General features: G+C 36.1%; 14 protein-coding genes. 12 read left to right on the top strand and 2 right to left on the bottom strand.

The features are described from left to right. Positions 1–46: 46 nt before the first annotated feature. The 3 genes from CZ490_RS13650 (at position 47) to CZ490_RS13640 (ending at position 3262) form a co-directional block, all read left to right on the top strand. The gene (locus CZ490_RS13650) at positions 47–1555 is read left to right on the top strand and encodes an extracellular solute-binding protein (protein ID WP_077619401.1); all 1509 of its coding nucleotides are present in this window, start codon (positions 47–49) and stop codon (positions 1553–1555) included. A gap of 128 nt (positions 1556–1683) precedes the next feature. Further along, positions 1684–2541, top strand: a complete 858-nt coding sequence (locus CZ490_RS13645; protein WP_159439953.1) for an AraC family transcriptional regulator — start codon at positions 1684–1686, stop codon at positions 2539–2541. An 82-nt stretch (positions 2542–2623) separates the two neighbouring features. Then, positions 2624–3262: a YesL family protein gene (locus tag CZ490_RS13640; RefSeq protein WP_077619399.1), complete on the top strand. Its 639-nt coding sequence runs from the start codon at positions 2624–2626 to the stop codon at positions 3260–3262. A gap of 589 nt (positions 3263–3851) precedes the next feature. Here the strand turns inward: CZ490_RS13640 and CZ490_RS13635 are convergent. Further along, positions 3852–4643, bottom strand: coding sequence for an SDR family oxidoreductase (locus CZ490_RS13635; protein ID WP_077619398.1), 792 nt, complete (start codon positions 4641–4643; stop codon positions 3852–3854). A 190-nt stretch (positions 4644–4833) separates the two neighbouring features. On the opposite strand from CZ490_RS13635, the gene CZ490_RS13630 reads away from it, so the two are divergent. Both CZ490_RS13630 and CZ490_RS13625 read left to right on the top strand, forming a co-directional pair. After that, positions 4834–5976 (top strand): oligogalacturonate lyase family protein, encoded by a 1143-nt coding sequence (locus tag CZ490_RS13630; RefSeq protein ID WP_077619397.1) that lies wholly within the window; start codon positions 4834–4836, stop codon positions 5974–5976. 5 nt (positions 5977–5981) lie between these two features. Further along, complete coding sequence (locus CZ490_RS13625; protein ID WP_234987236.1) at positions 5982–7658, top strand: alpha-L-rhamnosidase-related protein; 1677 nt, start codon at positions 5982–5984, stop codon at positions 7656–7658. A gap of 135 nt (positions 7659–7793) precedes the next feature. On the opposite strand, the gene CZ490_RS13620 is transcribed toward CZ490_RS13625, so the two are convergent. Beyond that, a complete protein-coding gene (locus CZ490_RS13620; protein WP_077619395.1) occupies positions 7794–8594 on the bottom strand; it encodes a polysaccharide deacetylase family protein in 801 nt (266 codons plus the stop codon). A 286-nt stretch (positions 8595–8880) separates the two neighbouring features. Between CZ490_RS13620 and CZ490_RS13615 the strand changes: the two genes are divergently transcribed. The 7 genes from CZ490_RS13615 (at position 8881) to CZ490_RS13585 (ending at position 17620) form a co-directional block, all read left to right on the top strand. Further along, the gene (locus CZ490_RS13615) at positions 8881–10647 is read left to right on the top strand and encodes a sensor histidine kinase (RefSeq protein WP_077619394.1); all 1767 of its coding nucleotides are present in this window, start codon (positions 8881–8883) and stop codon (positions 10645–10647) included. After that, complete coding sequence (locus CZ490_RS13610; protein ID WP_077619393.1) at positions 10640–12196, top strand: response regulator; 1557 nt, start codon at positions 10640–10642, stop codon at positions 12194–12196. The genes CZ490_RS13615 and CZ490_RS13610 overlap by 8 nt, the downstream gene beginning before the upstream one ends. Before the next feature lie 21 nt (positions 12197–12217). Beyond that, positions 12218–13525, top strand: coding sequence for an ABC transporter substrate-binding protein (locus tag CZ490_RS13605; RefSeq protein ID WP_077619392.1), 1308 nt, complete (start codon positions 12218–12220; stop codon positions 13523–13525). A 177-nt stretch (positions 13526–13702) separates the two neighbouring features. Continuing rightward, entirely contained in the window at positions 13703–15013 is a 1311-nt protein-coding gene (locus tag CZ490_RS13600; RefSeq protein WP_077619391.1) for an ABC transporter substrate-binding protein, read from the top strand. A gap of 149 nt (positions 15014–15162) precedes the next feature. Beyond that, entirely contained in the window at positions 15163–16056 is an 894-nt protein-coding gene (locus CZ490_RS13595; protein ID WP_077621067.1) for a carbohydrate ABC transporter permease, read from the top strand. Positions 16057–16058: 2 nt separating this feature from the next. Continuing rightward, complete coding sequence (locus CZ490_RS13590; RefSeq protein ID WP_077619390.1) at positions 16059–16904, top strand: carbohydrate ABC transporter permease; 846 nt, start codon at positions 16059–16061, stop codon at positions 16902–16904. A 74-nt stretch (positions 16905–16978) separates the two neighbouring features. Beyond that, complete coding sequence (locus CZ490_RS13585; protein ID WP_077619389.1) at positions 16979–17620, top strand: YesL family protein; 642 nt, start codon at positions 16979–16981, stop codon at positions 17618–17620. Positions 17621–17668 lie beyond the last annotated feature (48 nt).

The raw sequence follows: 17668 nt of genomic DNA, 5'->3' as shown, positions 1-17668 counted from the left end.
ATTATGAAGGGTTAAAAAATATACAGTTTTATAGGGGGAATATTGAATGAAATTTAGTAAAAAGTTTGTGCTTCCACTCCTTTCATCAGCACTAATTGCAACAACGTTGGCAGCTTGTAGTGATTCAGAGAGTACAGGTAAAGAAGCAGAAAAAGGCGGTTCAGACAAGCCAATCCGAATTATGACAACGACATTTGCACAAAACCCACCTGGAGATGACAACCCTATTTTAAAAGCAATTGAGGAATATACCGGTGAGGATATTGAAATGAACTGGGTGCCAAATAGTAACTATAGTGATAAATTAAACATCACATTGGCGTCAGGAGACCTACCTGAAATTATGATGGTATCAAAAGAACCAAGTTTCATAAAAGCAGCACAGGATGGAGCATTTTGGGAACTAAGTCCTTATTTAAAGGATTATCCTAACTTAAGTAAGGCTAACGAAATTATTTTAAATAACAGCTCTATTAACGGTGAGATATACGGGATCTATCGCTCTCGTCCACTCGGAAGACTTGGTGTTTCGTATAGAGCAGACTGGTTGAAAAATGTTGGTTTAGAAGAACCAAAAACAATTGATGATTTTTATAATGTACTGAAAGCCTTTACTGAAAATGATCCAGACGGAAATGGACAAGATGATACGTACGGTATGGTTGTTTCGAAATATGAAGGACCATGGGATATTATGCAAACATGGTTCGGCGCTCCTAATAAATGGGGAGAAGATGCTGATGGGAAACTACAGCCAGATTTCATGACAGAAGAATACATGAATGCATTGAAATTCTTCAAAAAGCTCTATGATGAGGGATTAGTAAATGAAGATTTCGCAGTAATGGATACTGCAGTTTGGCCAGATGCGATGAACAATGGTGAAGCAGGTGTGATAGTCGATGTTGTTGACCAGGCCCATCGTATTGAAGAGAAAATCTTGGCACAAAATCCTGATTTCAAAGACCCAATTGATGTTATCGGTACTGTTGAAGGTCCAAAAGGACTTCGTAACCTACCAACTTCAGGGTACGCAGGGATGCTTGCTATACCTAAAACTAGCGTGAAAACTGAAGAAGATTTAAAGAGGGTATTAACGTTTATTGATAAATTAAGTGACGAGGAAGTTCAAATCTTAGCTAATAATGGAGTAGAAGGTCGCCACTTCGAAATAAAAGATGGTGTATTAGTAGACTTAAAGGTTGATAACCAAGAACTAACGGATGAGGCTAATGGCTTTAATCAATTCCAAACTTACATCCCAGAGGAACGATTCCATGCTAAAGAACTAACACCTCTACTTGAAAAAGAAAACCAGGTTAAATTGGAAAATGAAAGTATTGTCGTTCCAAACCCTGCTGAGTCACTTATTTCAGAGGTTTATGCTCAAAAAGGTCCACAATTAGACAATATTATGAAGGATGCTCGTATCCAGTTCATTGTTGGTCAAATTGACGAAGCTGGCTTTAATGATGCAATTAAATTATGGCGCAGTTCTGGTGGAGACGATTATATTAAAGAAATTAACGAATTATATGAAGCGTCTAAAAAATAATATGTAAGTGGAAGGAGGTGAAACTTACACCTCCTTTCATTTTTATCATGAAAACCATATAGGTAGAGTTAAGAGATAGATTTATGAGAAGTGGAGAAATAGTAGTTTGATTGGAGGTTCACAATGTTTTGAATGAAACGTTGATTGCTAGCTATCGAAGTACATCGTATGGAGAGTTCCAATTTCCTTATCATAGCCATCAGGACTATGAAATCTATTTTTTCCATGCAGGTAACTGTAGGTATTTAATCCACAATCAAATTTTCGACCTTGAACCAGGTGATATTATCATCATGGATGGTTTAACTCAGCATAAGCCAAATGTAAACCCCTCTACAGAATATGTCCGTAGTATACTCCAATTTTCACCGACGTGGGTGAGAGGGATTTTGGAGGAAATGGGAAGTATATATCTCCTGGAAACCTTTCAAACAATACACAATGGTTTAATCCGTACGAGAGAAAATAAAGAATCAAAGGAACTGGAAAAGTTGTATAGCCGACTTGCTATACTAAAGAAATCAACTACGTTTCCAAATCTTCAGGCTGAAACAGAAATAAAGATTTTACTACTCCAAGTTTTAATTATTGTTCATGAACTTGTGCAAATGAATTTAAGTGAGGTTTCTATTAAAAAAGATGAAAAAGCCGTGCATGCAGAAAATATTGCGGAATATATTCAGAAGCATTTTATCAACAGATTGACCTTACAGGGGATAGCAGATGAATTGAACTTAAGCCGATCTTATGTTGCTCATGTTTTTAAGACTATCACTGGTTATACAATCATGGAATTTGTTATGGAATGTAGATTAATACAGGCAAAATATCTACTTGAGATGGAGCCACATAAACCATTAAAGGATGTTGCCTTTGAATCTGGTTTTGAAAGTTCAACCCATTTTAGCCGTTACTTTCGAGAAAAAGTAGGGATAACGCCAAAAGATTTTCGTCAAGTTCGTCTAAGAAATAGTATCTCAATATAGTAGAACAGTTATTAATACTTTTGTTAATAGTTTCAATATTTAGTATAATAGTAGATATAAATTACATGGGGGGTCATACAACATGAACGGCTTTGTTGGCGGCATTTATAAACTTTGTGAGTGGATCATGAGATTAGCCTACATTAATCTATTATGGATCATGTTTACCATCATGGGACTTGGCCTTTTTGGATTTTTTCCTGCGACAATATCGATGTTTACCGTTGTTCGCAAATGGCTAATGGGGTTTGATGATATTCCTGTTTTTAAAACCTTTTGGAATGCATATAAAAAGGAATTTTTAAAAAGCAACCTGCTTGGATTAATCATTATGATCACAGCGTATATTTTGTATATTGATATTCAATTTTTGAGGAGTACAGATGGTTTTATTAACGTACTCTTTTATCCAACGATCCTACTTTGTATCGGATTTATTCTAACGCTATGTTTTGTGTTTCCAACTTTTGTACACTTCGATGTTTCCGTCTTTAAAGTCTTTAAGAATTCATTCTTACTCATGTTGATGAATCCTTTATCGACCCTTATGATGATTATAGGAAGCATTGCCGTTTATATGGTAATGACAACTATACCTGGGCTGATTCCATTAATTGGTGGAAGTGTTCTCGCATTTATCATTATGTGGTCGGCATTTTTAGCATTCACGAGAATTGAAAGACAACGACAAGCGAGTATAAATAAATCCCCTTCTCAATAATAGAGAAGGGGCTATTTATACTTGTTTTACGGGCCATCTTGAATTCATTGTTTTCGTAGAATGTACTAATGAAGACTCTCACCTTTACCTTGGCGCAAACGCCAGAGCATGAGTACGCTCCTTAGCCATTTATCCGCAATAAATGCTCGGCATGACCCAACAAGTCCTACGCACAATTGTATTCCTAACAATAAGCTAAAGGTACCTAACTCCCCACATTGATAAATGCCGATACATAATCAACTTTTATAAAAATTGTATATTAAAACAAAAATCGAATATTGGTTTATGCGTAAGTTCAAAAAAGTCCTATTGTCGTAAATACATATTGAAATTAATGTAGAAGGAGAGGCGTATAAACAACAACTCAAGGGGAGCGAAAAGAATTGAAAAAGTATGTATAAGTTGGACTGGTGGAAGAACAGATTTTTTCCAGGGTGAAATTGTAAGGGGTTACAACTGGTTGTTCCAATATTTTCTGTAAGAGAAATATAATCAACAAAGAATGTTAGTAAACTAGACATAAAAGGTTTAGGACTTAAAATTTCGGAAGACCTCCACCTTTTATGCGTTATAGAATTGCTTTCAATCATCTTAGCAGTGACTCTGCACCATCAATAAAAATTTCAGTCCCTGTTATGTGTGAAGAGACATCAGAGGCTAAAAATGCAACTAATTGAGCAACTTGTTCTGGTTGACCAGGTCCGTGCTCTAAAGGTTGATCCCCTTCAGGAAACTTAATTGGAATTTCTATTCCTTTGACATCCGGTGATTTATGGATTGACTCTTGAATATGTGTTTGAATACCACCAGGGCAAATTGCATTCACTCGAATTTTGTATTGAGCAAGTTCCAATGCTGCCATTTTCATAAATGCGAGTTGGCCAGCCTTTGAAGTACTATAAGCGGTAAATCCAGCTTGTGAGAAAATCCGACTACCACTAACTGAACTTGTGATAATGATGCTGCCTCCATTTCTTTTCAGATAAGGAATGGAATATTTAACAGTTAAGAACGTCCCTCTAAGATTGGTGTTTATTGTCCTGTCCCAATCATGAACGTTCATCGTTTCAATTGGAGCCATTTCACCAGCTATTCCAGCATTGGCAAATAATATGTCAATCTTTCCCCAATGCTCCATTGCAGCCTTGATACCCTGTTCGATTTCAAGAGGTGAGTTTATATCGCATTTTATAGCTAGGGCTGTACTACCGGCTTTCTCAATTTTCTCTTTAACCTTAACAACATGATCATAATTTATATCAAGGAGACATACCTTCGCCCCCTCACTAGCTAAACGAATAGCAGTTGAACGCCCTATTCCGGAGCCTCCACCTGTTATGATGGCTACTTTATCTTTTAGGTTATAGTTGTTAGACATCACTTTGTCCTTTCTAGTAAATTTTTACTACTATATTTAACAAGAAGCTGTTTGCCTAAACCTCAATAACAGATGAGTGCAACAGTTGTAGAATTTGTGTGAGAAATATTTGGATAGAAAAATCATTGAATAATAATAAGGATGGTGTCATGTGTTAATTGACAAATGTCCGAATAGGGAGATGACGAATTTGGCAAAAGGAACAGTTTTACCACCTGAATGGAAAGAGTATAAGGATCGATTTACAGGAGTTAAAGTAACACAATTAACAGATTATACAGGGCATAGTCATCATTTCTATTTTACGGAAAATGGCTGGTATGAAGATGGAAAGAAACTGCTATTTATTTCGGACCGGGAAAACAGTACAAATCTATTCAGTATCGATATGACCACAGGCGAGATTACTCAACTAACAGATCACAACACTACATATGGCTTTTTATCTCCTTGTTTACATCCCTTTGAGAAAAAGGCGTACTTCAGAAGGAATCATCAAATCATTGAAATTGATTTGGAATCATTTCAGGAAAGCATTATTTATGAAGGTCCGACGAATTTAAGCGGTGGAAACTTAAACTGTACTGCAGATGGAAAGTACATTATTACGTGTAATAGAGAAGATTTGTCTGATAAAATTGCAATCGATTTAGGAAATGGTTATGTAGGACATCGAGAACTAATGGAAGCAAAACCTAAATCTCAAATTTTACAAATAGGGATTGATGATAAGAAGAGTAAAGTAGTTTATGAGGAAGAAAGCTTTATTACTCATATTAACACTTCTCCAACAAAGAATAATCTCATTACATTTTGTCACGAAGGGCCATGGCAATTGGTTGATCACCGTATCTGGGGACTTAATTTGGAGAATGGTGATGTATGGAAAATAAGAGAACGTACGGAAGAGTTTGAAATGGTTGGCCATGAGTATTGGCATGAAGATGGAGAACATATCGGGTACCATGGTTTTAGAAAAGATGGTACAGGATTCTTTGGAAAAATTCAGTATGATAACTCCAACATGGAAGAAGTAGAATTTAACTTTGTTAATTGGCATGCCTCTTCAAATGATTTCTCGAAAATAATTGTCGACGGTAGAGCCCCTCTTGATAAATTAATCATTTGGGGAAAAGAGGACAATCAATTTACGAATCCAAAGGTATTATGTGAGCATCGTTGTAGCTTTCATGTCCAAAAGGTTCATGCTCATCCAAGGTTTACGCCAGACGGAACAAAATTATTGTTTACCAGTGATAAAAATGGATACGGCAACCTTTACCTAGTAGATTTACCCGAGGATCTTAATCAGTTGCCTGATTTTGAAGGATGAGGGGAATGTTTAAACAGATTAGGGACCCTCGAGTTCGAGATTACATTACACCTTCAAGAATCGTGTGGAAGTCTGAAGAAGATGGGTCATTTGTAGAAAATGAACATTTATTATTGGAAAATCGAGACGGTCAAGTATTGTTAACTGCAGAGAACCCTGTCCGTCTGTATACGAAAGATAAGCCTGCAAGTATTCTATTAGATTTTGGTGTTGAATTACATGGTGGTATTCAAATGTCCATTTGGAATTGTTTTCGAGACAAAGAGTACGTAAAAGCGCCAAAGGTCCGAGTTCGCTTTGGGGAGTCTGTTATGGAAGCGATGAGTGATATTGGTGGTAAAACAAATGCTACAAATGATCATGCAATTAGGGATCAAGTAGTTCAAATGAGCTTTCTGGGAGCTAATGAAGTTGGAAACACAGGGTTTCGATTTGTACGAGTTGATTTACTAGAAAAGGATTGTTTGATGGAGCTCAAAACAATTCGTGCTGTTTTTCTTCACAGGGATATAGAGTATAAGGGGGCATTTCATAGTAGTGATCCATTATTAAACCAAATATGGGAAACGGGCGCCTACACTGTTTATTTAAATATGCAGGATTACCTATGGGATGGAATCAAACGAGATCGAATGGTTTGGGTAGGGGATATGCATCCTGAAACCTCAACCATTCAAGCTGTTTTCGGCTATGATGATATTGTTCCGAATAGTTTAGATTTTGTTCGCGATCGAACAGCGCTTCCAGCTTGGATGAACACCATTCCAAGTTATTCAGCATGGTGGGTAATTATTCAATATGATTGGTATATGCAAAATGGTGATTTAGATTATTTAAAGCAACAAAAAGACTATTTAATTAGATTACTAGATCAAATTGCTGACCATATACAACCAGATGGTACTAATACAATACCAAATCCCTTTCTTGATTGGCCATCAAGTGACAATAAGGATGGTGTTAATGCCGGAGTCCACGCACTCTTTACCATTGCGCTGGAAAGAGGTGCGAAACTTTGTCATTATCTTGGTGACCATAAAGCTAAGGAGCGTTGTGATCAACACGTTACAAAACTGCGTCAATACCAACCAAACCATGCAAATAGTAAACAAGCAGCTGCATTACTAGCGCTTGCTACTATTATGGATGCCAAATCCGCTAATAAAGAAGTACTTTCAGTTGGAGGAACGAATGGTTATTCAACGTTCTATGGTTACTACATGCTACTGGCAAAAGCTGAAGCCGGTGATGTTCAAGGCTGCTTAGATAATATTCGGGAATATTGGGGTGGCATGCTAAAATTAGGAGCTACTACCTTTTGGGAAGACTTTAATATCGAATGGTTGAATCAAGCTTCTCGAATTGATGAGATAACTCCACCAGACAAAGTAGATGTTCACGGATCGTATGGTGATCATTGTTATGTAGGTTACCGTCATAGCTTATGCCATGGGTGGGCATCAGGTCCGACAGCATGGTTATCCAGGTATGTGTTAGGGATTGAGGTTGTTGAACCGGGCTGTAAAATTATCAGGATTAAGCCTCAATTAGGTGACCTTGAAAGGGTTGAAGGTTCATACCCAACTCCGTACGGTGAAATCCATGTAAAACATGTGAAACAGGAAGATGGTTCAGTTGCGACAACCTATCATACCCCGGAAGGAATAATAATAGAAAAATAACTGTATTAAAAAGGAGCTGTATTCGTTCCTTTTTAATACGTTAACTGAGTACTATTTCTGATGAAAAAGATGAGGTCATAATAAAGTCCCAAAAGCATAGCTTTTAGGGACCCTCTTTTGTATATGATAGTTCAACTAAATCAAATCAACTTGCTTACCGCCTGCTATCTCGACAATATTGTTATCTACATTCAGCCACACTGAGACTGCATTCGGATTATATACAAAACTGCTATCTGCAGAAAATTTTAGGTTATGGAATGCTTTGAAATAGTCGAAAATCTGTATATTGGTTGCATACCAGATATCAGTTCGGCCGCCAATAAACTCGCAAAATTTTTCAATCAAATCCCAGTTTTGATCAGTGTCGAATTCATAGCTATGGCCCCATACATATAGCATATACAAATATTGCTTTTTGTGAAGTGCAACGAAATCTTCTGCAAGTCCCATTAAATTTCTTTTATGATGACAAGTTGGATTCCATTCTAGAAAGTCATCCGGGATGGAAAATTGGCCTGTACTATTAACAGTTCTGGCATACTCAATGCCTAAATAGGGTAGCATTTCTTTTATAAGGCGATTATAAGAACCGTTAGGATAAGATAATCCTCTTACTGTATACCCAGCTATTTTTTCCAAGCTTTTCCGATCTTCAATGATTTCTTCAAGAAGTTGTTCTTTTGGTGAACGTGCAATGGTTGGATGAGTTACAGTATGAGTTGAAATTTCATGTCCATTATAAAGCTTGGCAACCTCATCAACAGGTATACGATCCCCTTCTCCCAATAACCCAGAATTAAGGTGGAAAGTACCCTTTATACCATATTGATTAAAAATACCTACTAGTCTTCTGTCAGCTGCCTTGCCATCGTCATAACTCATCGTTAACACTTTATGTTTTCCTTCTGGAAACGCAAGCATTATTTTTGGCATCATTTACCCTCTCAATCTATTAAATATTTTTAGTATACATGAGTCACTTTCATATTACTCAAGGATGCTATTAAAACAGTATAAAATGCATACTGATAATATTATCAGACTATTATAACAGTTGCCATACGCTATTCTTTAGTGATTATCAGGTTCAAATAGTAAAAAGTGTAAAAACGTAATGGATACCTTTGAAACAAAGCATAACTATGATAAAATTTTTAATAGTAACTATACTTTGAAAATTAATGAGTACGCTTACAAAAATACCCCGGAGATTATATGAATGAAAAATAAAATCCGCCGTTTACGAACATCCTATGGAAACCTAAAAATTAAATATAAACTATTTTTACTAGTTTCATGGATTATGATTATTTCATTTTTAATTACTTTTATTGGTTTAAGGTATGCTTTTCAAATCTATGATGAACAGCTCTATAGTAAATCTTCACAGGTGTTAAGCACAACTTCAAATAGTATTGAAATGGAATTAAAAAACATGGAGGATGTAACCTACAAAATTTTAACAGATCCCCAAATTCAACAATATCTCTCCAAGGTTAATTTACAAGTATCTGAGTATGACAAATTTATACTACGCAACCAGATCAACGATAAAATTCTAAGTTATGTTAACAAGGAACCCTATATTTTATCGGCAAATTTAATAGATACAAATGGAGAAGAGTACGTTGCTGGACCAAGAGCTATTAAATTAACAAAAAGCCAAAAAGACGAATTTGAGAAATCTGCCAAACAGGCGGATGGAAGTAATGTTTGGGTTAATCCAAATGAAAATAAATTTACAATTATTACAGCTCGAGAAGTTAAAGATTTCAATACATTACATTTTGATACATTGGGAACCCTCGTTATTTTTGTTAATATGGAAAAACTTGTGGGTAATACGTTAGCTGGCTCGCAAAAAATGGACGGGAATTTCTTAATTGCTGACGATAAAGGCATTATCTTCCCGACAGAACCACCTTTACACGTAAAAGATACTGTACTCGATATGCACTATGGCTATCAATTTAAAAAAATAAATGGTAAGAATTATTTCTTTGTTTATAAGAAATCAGATTACTTTGATTGGGGCTATGTAAATGCAATTCCCTTTAATCAAATCTTTAAGAATATTAATCTAATTAAATCACTTTTGATCTTTTCATTTATCGTCATGTTTATTATTGTGACGATATCTGGAATGAGATTTGCGAGAAATATAACGATGCCATTAGAGAATCTTGTGTCAGGGATACAGCAGATTTCAGCAGGTGATTTTAAAGAGGCAAGAAAAGAGGTTCTTAAATCATCGATTCAGGAGGACGAGGTTGGGAAGCTACAACAAAATTTTCATACAATGGTTCAACAAATTGATGAATTGATTAATGAAAATTACTCCAAGCAATTAACCATTAAAGAAACAGAATTTAAGGCGCTACAAGCTCAAATCAACCCGCATTTCCTATACAATACGCTAGAATCTATTAACTGGTTGGCAAAAGCAAATGGGCAAAGACAGATTTCTAATATGGTAGAATCACTTGGTTATTTGCTCCGAAACTCCATCAGCTTAAAGGAACCACTAATTCCAATTGAAGAAGAGCTAGCAACGGTTAAGAACTATATTATTATTCAGAAGTATCGTTTTGAAGAGCGATTAGATTTTCAAATGGATGTTGACCAGGAACTTTTAAGATATACAATACCAAAACTAACATTACAACCTCTTGTTGAAAATGCTATCCATTATGCACTAGAACCAATGATTGAAACGTGCAAAATAAGAATATATTCAACAACTCAAGAGGACTCATTTAAACTCATCGTTGAGGACAATGGTCCAGGGATGGATCCGCAAATAATAGAAAAAATGAAAAAAGGCGAGATAAAAACAAGGGGACAAGGTGTTGGTTTAACGAACATCCACGATCGAATTAATCTTTCCTACGGAGAAAAGTATGGTGTAGAGATAGAAAGTGCACCAAATCAAGGAACAAGAGTGATTATCGTTCTACCGCTCGATAAGGGGGAGAAACATGTATAAAGTATTGTTAGTAGATGATGAGAGGATTATTACCGAAGGCATGGCGAAGGTAATTAATTGGGAGTCTATGGGGACAAGGCTAATAGCTACTGCAAGAAATGGGATTGAAGCTCTCAACTTAATCGAACAGGAAAAGCCGGATATCATTGTGAGCGATATTAAGATGCCGGGGATGAACGGTCTACAATTAGTAGAAAAAGTGCATAAAATATTTCCAGAAATTCGTTTCGTTTTACTAACCGGATTTAGTGAATTTGAGTATGCGAAACAAGCAATGTCATTTGGTGTAAAGCATTATCTCCTAAAACCCTGTAATGAGAACAGTATTATGGAAGCCGTACTTGAGCTTTGCGAAGAACTGTCACAAAAACGAAACCGTGATCAATTCATTCAGGGGCTAAAAAAAACATTAGAAGATGTTATGCCTTATGCAAAAGAACAGTTATTGAAGGAGTTTATCACCAATCATTATGAAACGAAAGAATTGGGATCTTATCAAAGGCTCTTTCATGTTGATTTGCATGCTACACATGTTAGAGTTGTGTTATTTCAATTAGAGGGTGAATATGATTTTGAGCATATGTTTGCGATGAAAAACATAGCGGAGCAAATCTTAGAGAACCATCAACTTAGCTGTACGGTTGGAGAAACCGTACTACTAGTAATAGAAGATTGTGAAGAAGTAAATGAACTCCAAGAGAAAATCGAAAAAATCAAGGAGACTTTCTATCAGTACTATCACTTAGATTCTACGGTTGCTATTAGTAATGGAGGAAGTATTGGGCATGCAAATAAACTATACAGAGAAGCATTAGACTGCCTAAGCTATCGTTTTTATCTGGGTGAGGGTGGAATCATAACGAAACATGATATACCCAATAATAAAGAAAGTAGTGCAGATGAGTTCTATTTTGATGAACAGACATTTTGCCGACTTGTAAAATCAGGTTCGTGGGAAGAGGTTCATAAAGAATTAGACAACTTTTTTAACAGGTTGCTATTTATTACACAAGATATTAATAAAACAAAGTCATATGTTATTCAACTATATAATGCGATGATTCGCTTATGTAATGTAGAGGAAATGAATGAGTATTTATCTAAGTTAACGAGTTTATTGGAAATGGATACAATCCAGCAAATGAAGTCGTATTTTGAACATGTGGCAGAAGAGATAACATTATCATTTTTTTCAGTCAATAAAAATAAACATTCAGCCATTATAAATAACGTTATAGAGATTATCGAACAGCACATAAGTAATCAGAATATGTCATTACACTGGGTTGCCAATGAAATGTTATATATGAATGCCGATTACCTCGGAAAACTATTCAAAAAAGAAACGGGAATTAAATTCTCCCATTACATCACTAAAAAGAGAATTGAAATGGCAATTGATTTAATAGAAAAGGAAAATGATGTGAAAGTTTTTGAGATTGCAGAAAAGATTGGGTATGGTGATAACCCACAGTATTTCAGCCAGGTATTTAAGAAACATACAGGATATACACCATCTGAGTATAAAAGGGAATCTTTACTAGGGTAAAAAATAAAAGGGGTAAAAGTGATGAAAAAATTACTGTTTTCAACCATGTCCCTCATAATGGTGTTTGTTGCCAGTGGCTGTGATAACTTAAACATACTGCAATTCGTGAAAGGTAAAGAGCAAGAGGAGGTTACGTTGCGAATTTCGTGGTGGGGAGAACAACCTAGACATGATTATACCTTAAAGGTTATTGATTTATTTGAGCAAAAGTATCCCCATATTAATGTTGAATCTGATTATGCCTATTGGGATGATTATTGGCAAAGGCTTGCTCCTTTGGCGGTTACAAAACAACTACCTGATATTATTCAAATGGACCTATTATATCTAAGAACCTATAGTGAAAATAACACTCTTGAGGACCTAACTCCATTTGTTGAGGATGGTGTTATTGGTACCGGGGAAGTAAGTAAAGATATCCTATCTGGTGGAAAAATCGATGATCATTTATATGGTATCCCATTGGGTCTAAATGTCCCAGCAATTGTTGTAGATCGTGAACAGCTTATCTCAGCTGTAGGAACAATGCCTAATACTGATTGGACATGGGATGAGTATGAAGATATCGCGGCAAAGGTCCATGAAAAGTTGGGGATATACGGGACAAATGAAATGAAATCAGTAGACGTTTTCTTCTCATATTATTTAACCACACTGGGAGAAAGTCTATATAATGATACCGGAAATGGATTAGGTTATGAGGATGACCAGTTGTTTATCGACTACTTCAATATGCAACTAAGATTGCTTGATAAAGGTGCTTTCCCAAGGGCTGATGTTACAGAGAAAATCAACGGGATAGAATATGGTCTGTTCATGAATAAATTAACTCCAATGACTTGGGCATACTCCAATCAATATATAAGCTTCTCAGAAGCAACAGAACGTGATATTGCATTAATCCCACCGCCAGGGCGTGGACAGGCTGAAGGATTATCATTGAAGCCGAGTATGCTTTTTTCGGTTCCAAAGAGTTCGAAGAATAAACATGCAGCGGCTCAATTTATTGATTTCTTTATTAATGACGTTGAAGCAAACAAAATGATTAAAGGGGAGAGAGGCGTACCTATATCATCGGCAGTGGTTGAGCAAATGGCAGACGTACTATCAGATGACCAGAAAAAAATGTTTGAGTACGTAGAAAGCGTAAAAAATAACAATTATATAGTTGAAATGGCAGATCCATTAGGGGCCACTGAAGTCGTCAATCTATTACAAGATATATCGAATCAAATACTATTTAAACATATCACGCCTAGTGATGGTGCCGAAAAGTTTAGAATAGGAGCTACTAATATATTAGAAACAAAAAGTAGCAAAAGAAACTAATCATTTAAAAAAATGCTCAAATGACCAAGAGTAACATTGTTCATTTGAGCATTTTTGTGTATTTTACATAAATGTCTGATTTTTAAACAAACTGAACGGAATTTTAAATTCAGACTATTTTGATTTAGCCTCATAATAGAAATGTAAACACTTTCATAAAGAGAAGGGGGAAAAAGGATGAAGAAATTCTTAGTACTACTTGTTTCTTTGTTTTTAGTAGCGTCATTAGCGGCATGTAGTGGAAGTAATTCAACTGGAGGTGATGATTCCAAGGGAAGCAAAGATGGAGGCGACAGTAAAGATGATAAGGTTACACTCCGTATTGCTTGGTGGGGATCACAGCCACGTCATGATTACACACTTGAAATCATTAAAAAGTATGAAGAACAAAATCCAAATGTGAAAATCGAAGCTGAATATGCTGCTTGGGATGATTACTGGAAGAAGCTTGCCCCTCAAGCTGCAGCAAAAGAATTACCTGATATTGTCCAAATGGATTTATCGTATATCTCTCAATACGGTCAAAATGGCCAGTTAGCAGATATAACTCCGTTTGTAGGTAACCAAATTGATACAAGTGATTTATCTGATAACTATGTAAGTGCTGGTGAGTTAGATGGTAAGCTAGCAGGAATAAGTACAGGGATGAATGCTGTAGGTTTTCATTATGACCCTGCATTACTAAAGTCAATTGGTGTAGACAGTATTCCTGAAGATTGGACATGGGATGATTATAAAGATATAGCTAAAAAAGCAAAAGATGCTGGTATCTATATGGACACAGGAATGAAAGCTGATGTGTTCTTTAACTATTACTTAAGAACATTAGGCAAAACTCTTTTCAGTAGCGATGGTACTGGATTGGGGTATGATGATGACCAATTATTTATCGACTTCTTCGAAATGCACTCAGGTATGGTTAAAGATGGTTCTACACCAACTCCTGACTATTTAGCACAGTTAAAAGGAATTGAAGATGACCCTGTAGTTACTGAAGATGCAATTGGAATTTTCCAATGGTCAAACCAATTCGTAGGTTTACAACAAGTTGCAAATAGACCGCTAGAAATGGTAGGTATGCCTGGACCTGGAGCAGATAAAGGCCTCTACTTGAAACCAAGTATGTTCTGGTCAATTGCGAGTAACTCAAAACACCAAGAAGAAGCTGCTAAGTTTATCAACTTCATGATTAATGATGTTGAAGCTAATAAATTAAACCTAGGTGATCGTGGAGTACCAGGTTCTCCTAAGGTACAAGAAGCGCTTAAACCGGAACTAAGTGAAGCACAAGTTCAAGTATTTGATTATATCGAGTGGGCTGATAGTAATAGCTCAAGCTTTGATGGTCCAGACCCAGTTGGTGCTGGTGAAGTAATTGAAACACTTGATGCTTTATCTGAGCAAATGAACTATGGTCAACTTAGTGTCGAAGATGCTGCGAAGCAATTTAGACAACAAGCAGAAAGCGTCTTATCACAAAATAAATAATTCATAGCAAAACGATAGCTAATCCCCTATAAGATTAGCTATCTTCCTTTCATCTAGGAAACCAAATCAGAGAAAAAGGAGATGAAAACATGAGCACACCTGTGGTAAAGGAAAACGCTAATATACCTATTCGTCCTGTTAGTAAAAAAATGCGAACCTTCAAGGAAAATCTAACGGGTTATGCGTTTATAAGTCCGTTTATTATTGGATTCTTAGCCTTTACGCTAATACCAATCGTTGCATCTTTATATCTATCATTTACAAACTATAACTTATTTGCACCACCGAAATGGATTGGTATAGAAAACTATAAAAAAATGTTTACTGGTGATCCTCGTTATTGGCAATCCTTAAAAGTCACGCTTATTTATGTGTTTGCTGGAGTACCATTGAGACTTGCTTTCGCTCTATTAATTGCGATGATGTTAAACACGGCTTCCAAAGCGGTTGGATTATACCGAACTCTATTTTATTTGCCGTCACTAATTGGTGGTAGTGTTGCCGTTGCCATTATGTGGCGAAATGTCTTTGGAGACTTAGGTATTGTTAATATCTTATTAGAACTAATTGGAATTCCCACAGTAAGATGGTTTGGTGATCCAACAGCCGCTTTATGGATGCTTATCTTTTTATCCGTCTGGCAATTTGGTTCTTCGATGCTAATTTTCTTAGCTGGACTAAAGAGTATTCCAAGAAGTTATTATGAAGCTGCTAGTGTTGATGGTGCGAATGGAATCCAGCAATTCCTCAAAATCACCCTTCCGATGCTAAGTCCAGTTATCCTATTTAATACGGTTATGCAAACCATTGCAGCCTTTATGACATTCGTACCAGCGTTTATTATTTCAAAAGGTACAGGTGGACCATTAGATGGTACCCTACTTTATTCTTTATATCTATTCATCCAAGGTTTTGAATTCTTTAACATGGGTTATGCATCAGCAATGGCATGGATTATGCTCATAATTGTAGGAATTTTAACCGTGATTATTTTCACTACATCGAAATTCTGGGTTCACTATGAATCGGAAGGAGGCAGATAACAATGAAAGCAAAACTAAAAACACCAAGATGGTGGGTTTACCACATACTTGTTGGTGGGTTTGCAATTGTCATGCTTTATCCCGTTATTTGGCTCCTAATGAGTTCATTTAAACCAAGTGATACGATTTTTATTACAGCTAAATCACTTATCCCGGATCCATGGATATGGACAAACTTTGTTGACGGTTGGCAAGGAATTGGGGGGCACTCTTTCGGAGTGTTTATTAAAAATACGGCAGTGCTTGTTGTCTTAACATTAATCGGACAGGTTATTTCATCGGCTTTTATTGCTTTTGGATTTGCGCGATTAAAGTTTAAGGGAAAAACATTATGGTTTGGAATTATGATGGTAACCTTAATGCTTCCTCATGATGTATTAATGGTTCCACAATATATCATATTCGCGAAGTTAGATTGGCTTAACTCAATTAAGCCACTAGCAGTCCCAGCTTATTTTGGGCACCCATTCTTTATTTTCCTATTAGTCCAATTTATTAGGACAATTCCAAGAGAACTTGATGAAGCTGCGATTATTGATGGATGTAATACATTTAAGATTTTCTCGAAGATTATCTTGCCATTAATTAAACCAGCATTAGCTACAGCGTCCATTTTCTCGTTTTATTGGACATGGGAAAATCTATTAGGGCCAGTTCTATACTTGAATTCGCCTTCCAAATACACCGTTTCAATGGCATTAAATATGTTCTTAAGTAATGAAACCGTATCGAACTGGGGTGCAATGTTTGCAATGTCCGTTGTTACTTTACTTCCAGTCTTTATCGTGTTCTTCATCTTCCAACGTCATGTTGTGGAAGGTATCAGTATGAGTGGATTAAAGGGGTAATTTGGGTAATAACAAACTGCCACTCTGTTAAAGAGTGGCAAACAACTTAGAGGATAAACAAAGGAGGATTACAGATGGAAACAGCAGGAATCATGGGAGGCTTTTATCGTTTGCTAGAATGGATATCGCGTCTAGCATTCTTAAATCTATTATGGATTTCGTTTACGCTATTAGGTCTCGTTATTTTTGGTTTCTTTCCCGCAACGGTTGCCCTTTTTGCTGTTGCGAGAAAATGGATACAAGGTGAAGACGATGTCTCCATCTTTAAAACATTTTGGATGTCCTATAAGCGTGAATTTGGAAAAAGTAATCTACTAGGGCTTTTACTTGTTGGGAGTAGTCTAGTCTTATACATTGACTTTCATTTTGTGTTAAATGCTCCAAATCAAATTGTATCAATGTTATATGTACCATTGGTAATCATTACATTTATTTTTGTTTCAATGGTATCCTATATCATTCCTATGTTTGTTCATTATGACATGAAAATCAGTCAAATCATTAAGAATTCCTTCTTTGTTATGATTATGAATCCTTTATCTACTTTTTATATTTTAATAGGTAGTTTTGGTATTCTCTTTGTATTATCCTTTGCACCACCTATTACTATTCTCTATAGTGGGAACTTATTGGCACTATTTATCATGAAACCTGCCATTCGTGCGTTTGAAAAGGTGAATGAAAAGTCAAAGCTCTGGCTTCAAGAACAATCATAAATCGGGTACTCAAACACTGGGTCCCGATTTTTAATGAATAAGGAGGAG

The organism is Litchfieldia sinesaloumensis (assembly GCF_900156865.1).
Taxonomy (GTDB): Bacteria; Bacillota; Bacilli; order Bacillales; family Bacillaceae_L; genus Ferdinandcohnia; species Ferdinandcohnia sinesaloumensis.
This window is presented reverse-complemented; position numbering and strand designations above follow the sequence as displayed.

What these genes read in the sequence shown, in the direction of transcription:
- CZ490_RS13650 (WP_077619401.1), top strand. Translation starts at nt 47, where the DNA reads ATGAAATTTAGTAAAAAGTTTGTGCTTCCACTCCTTTCATCAGCACTA.
- CZ490_RS13640 (WP_077619399.1), top strand. Translation starts at nt 2,624, where the DNA reads ATGAACGGCTTTGTTGGCGGCATTTATAAACTTTGTGAGTGGATCATG.
- CZ490_RS13635 (WP_077619398.1), bottom strand. Translation starts at nt 4,643, where the DNA reads ATGTCTAACAACTATAACCTAAAAGATAAAGTAGCCATCATAACAGGT.
- CZ490_RS13625 (WP_234987236.1), top strand. Translation starts at nt 5,982, where the DNA reads ATGTTTAAACAGATTAGGGACCCTCGAGTTCGAGATTACATTACACCT.
- CZ490_RS13620 (WP_077619395.1), bottom strand. Translation starts at nt 8,594, where the DNA reads ATGCCAAAAATAATGCTTGCGTTTCCAGAAGGAAAACATAAAGTGTTA.
- CZ490_RS13615 (WP_077619394.1), top strand. Translation starts at nt 8,881, where the DNA reads ATGAAAAATAAAATCCGCCGTTTACGAACATCCTATGGAAACCTAAAA.
- CZ490_RS13610 (WP_077619393.1), top strand. Translation starts at nt 10,640, where the DNA reads ATGTATAAAGTATTGTTAGTAGATGATGAGAGGATTATTACCGAAGGC.
- CZ490_RS13605 (WP_077619392.1), top strand. Translation starts at nt 12,218, where the DNA reads ATGAAAAAATTACTGTTTTCAACCATGTCCCTCATAATGGTGTTTGTT.
- CZ490_RS13600 (WP_077619391.1), top strand. Translation starts at nt 13,703, where the DNA reads ATGAAGAAATTCTTAGTACTACTTGTTTCTTTGTTTTTAGTAGCGTCA.
- CZ490_RS13595 (WP_077621067.1), top strand. Translation starts at nt 15,163, where the DNA reads ATGCGAACCTTCAAGGAAAATCTAACGGGTTATGCGTTTATAAGTCCG.
- CZ490_RS13590 (WP_077619390.1), top strand. Translation starts at nt 16,059, where the DNA reads ATGAAAGCAAAACTAAAAACACCAAGATGGTGGGTTTACCACATACTT.
- CZ490_RS13585 (WP_077619389.1), top strand. Translation starts at nt 16,979, where the DNA reads ATGGAAACAGCAGGAATCATGGGAGGCTTTTATCGTTTGCTAGAATGG.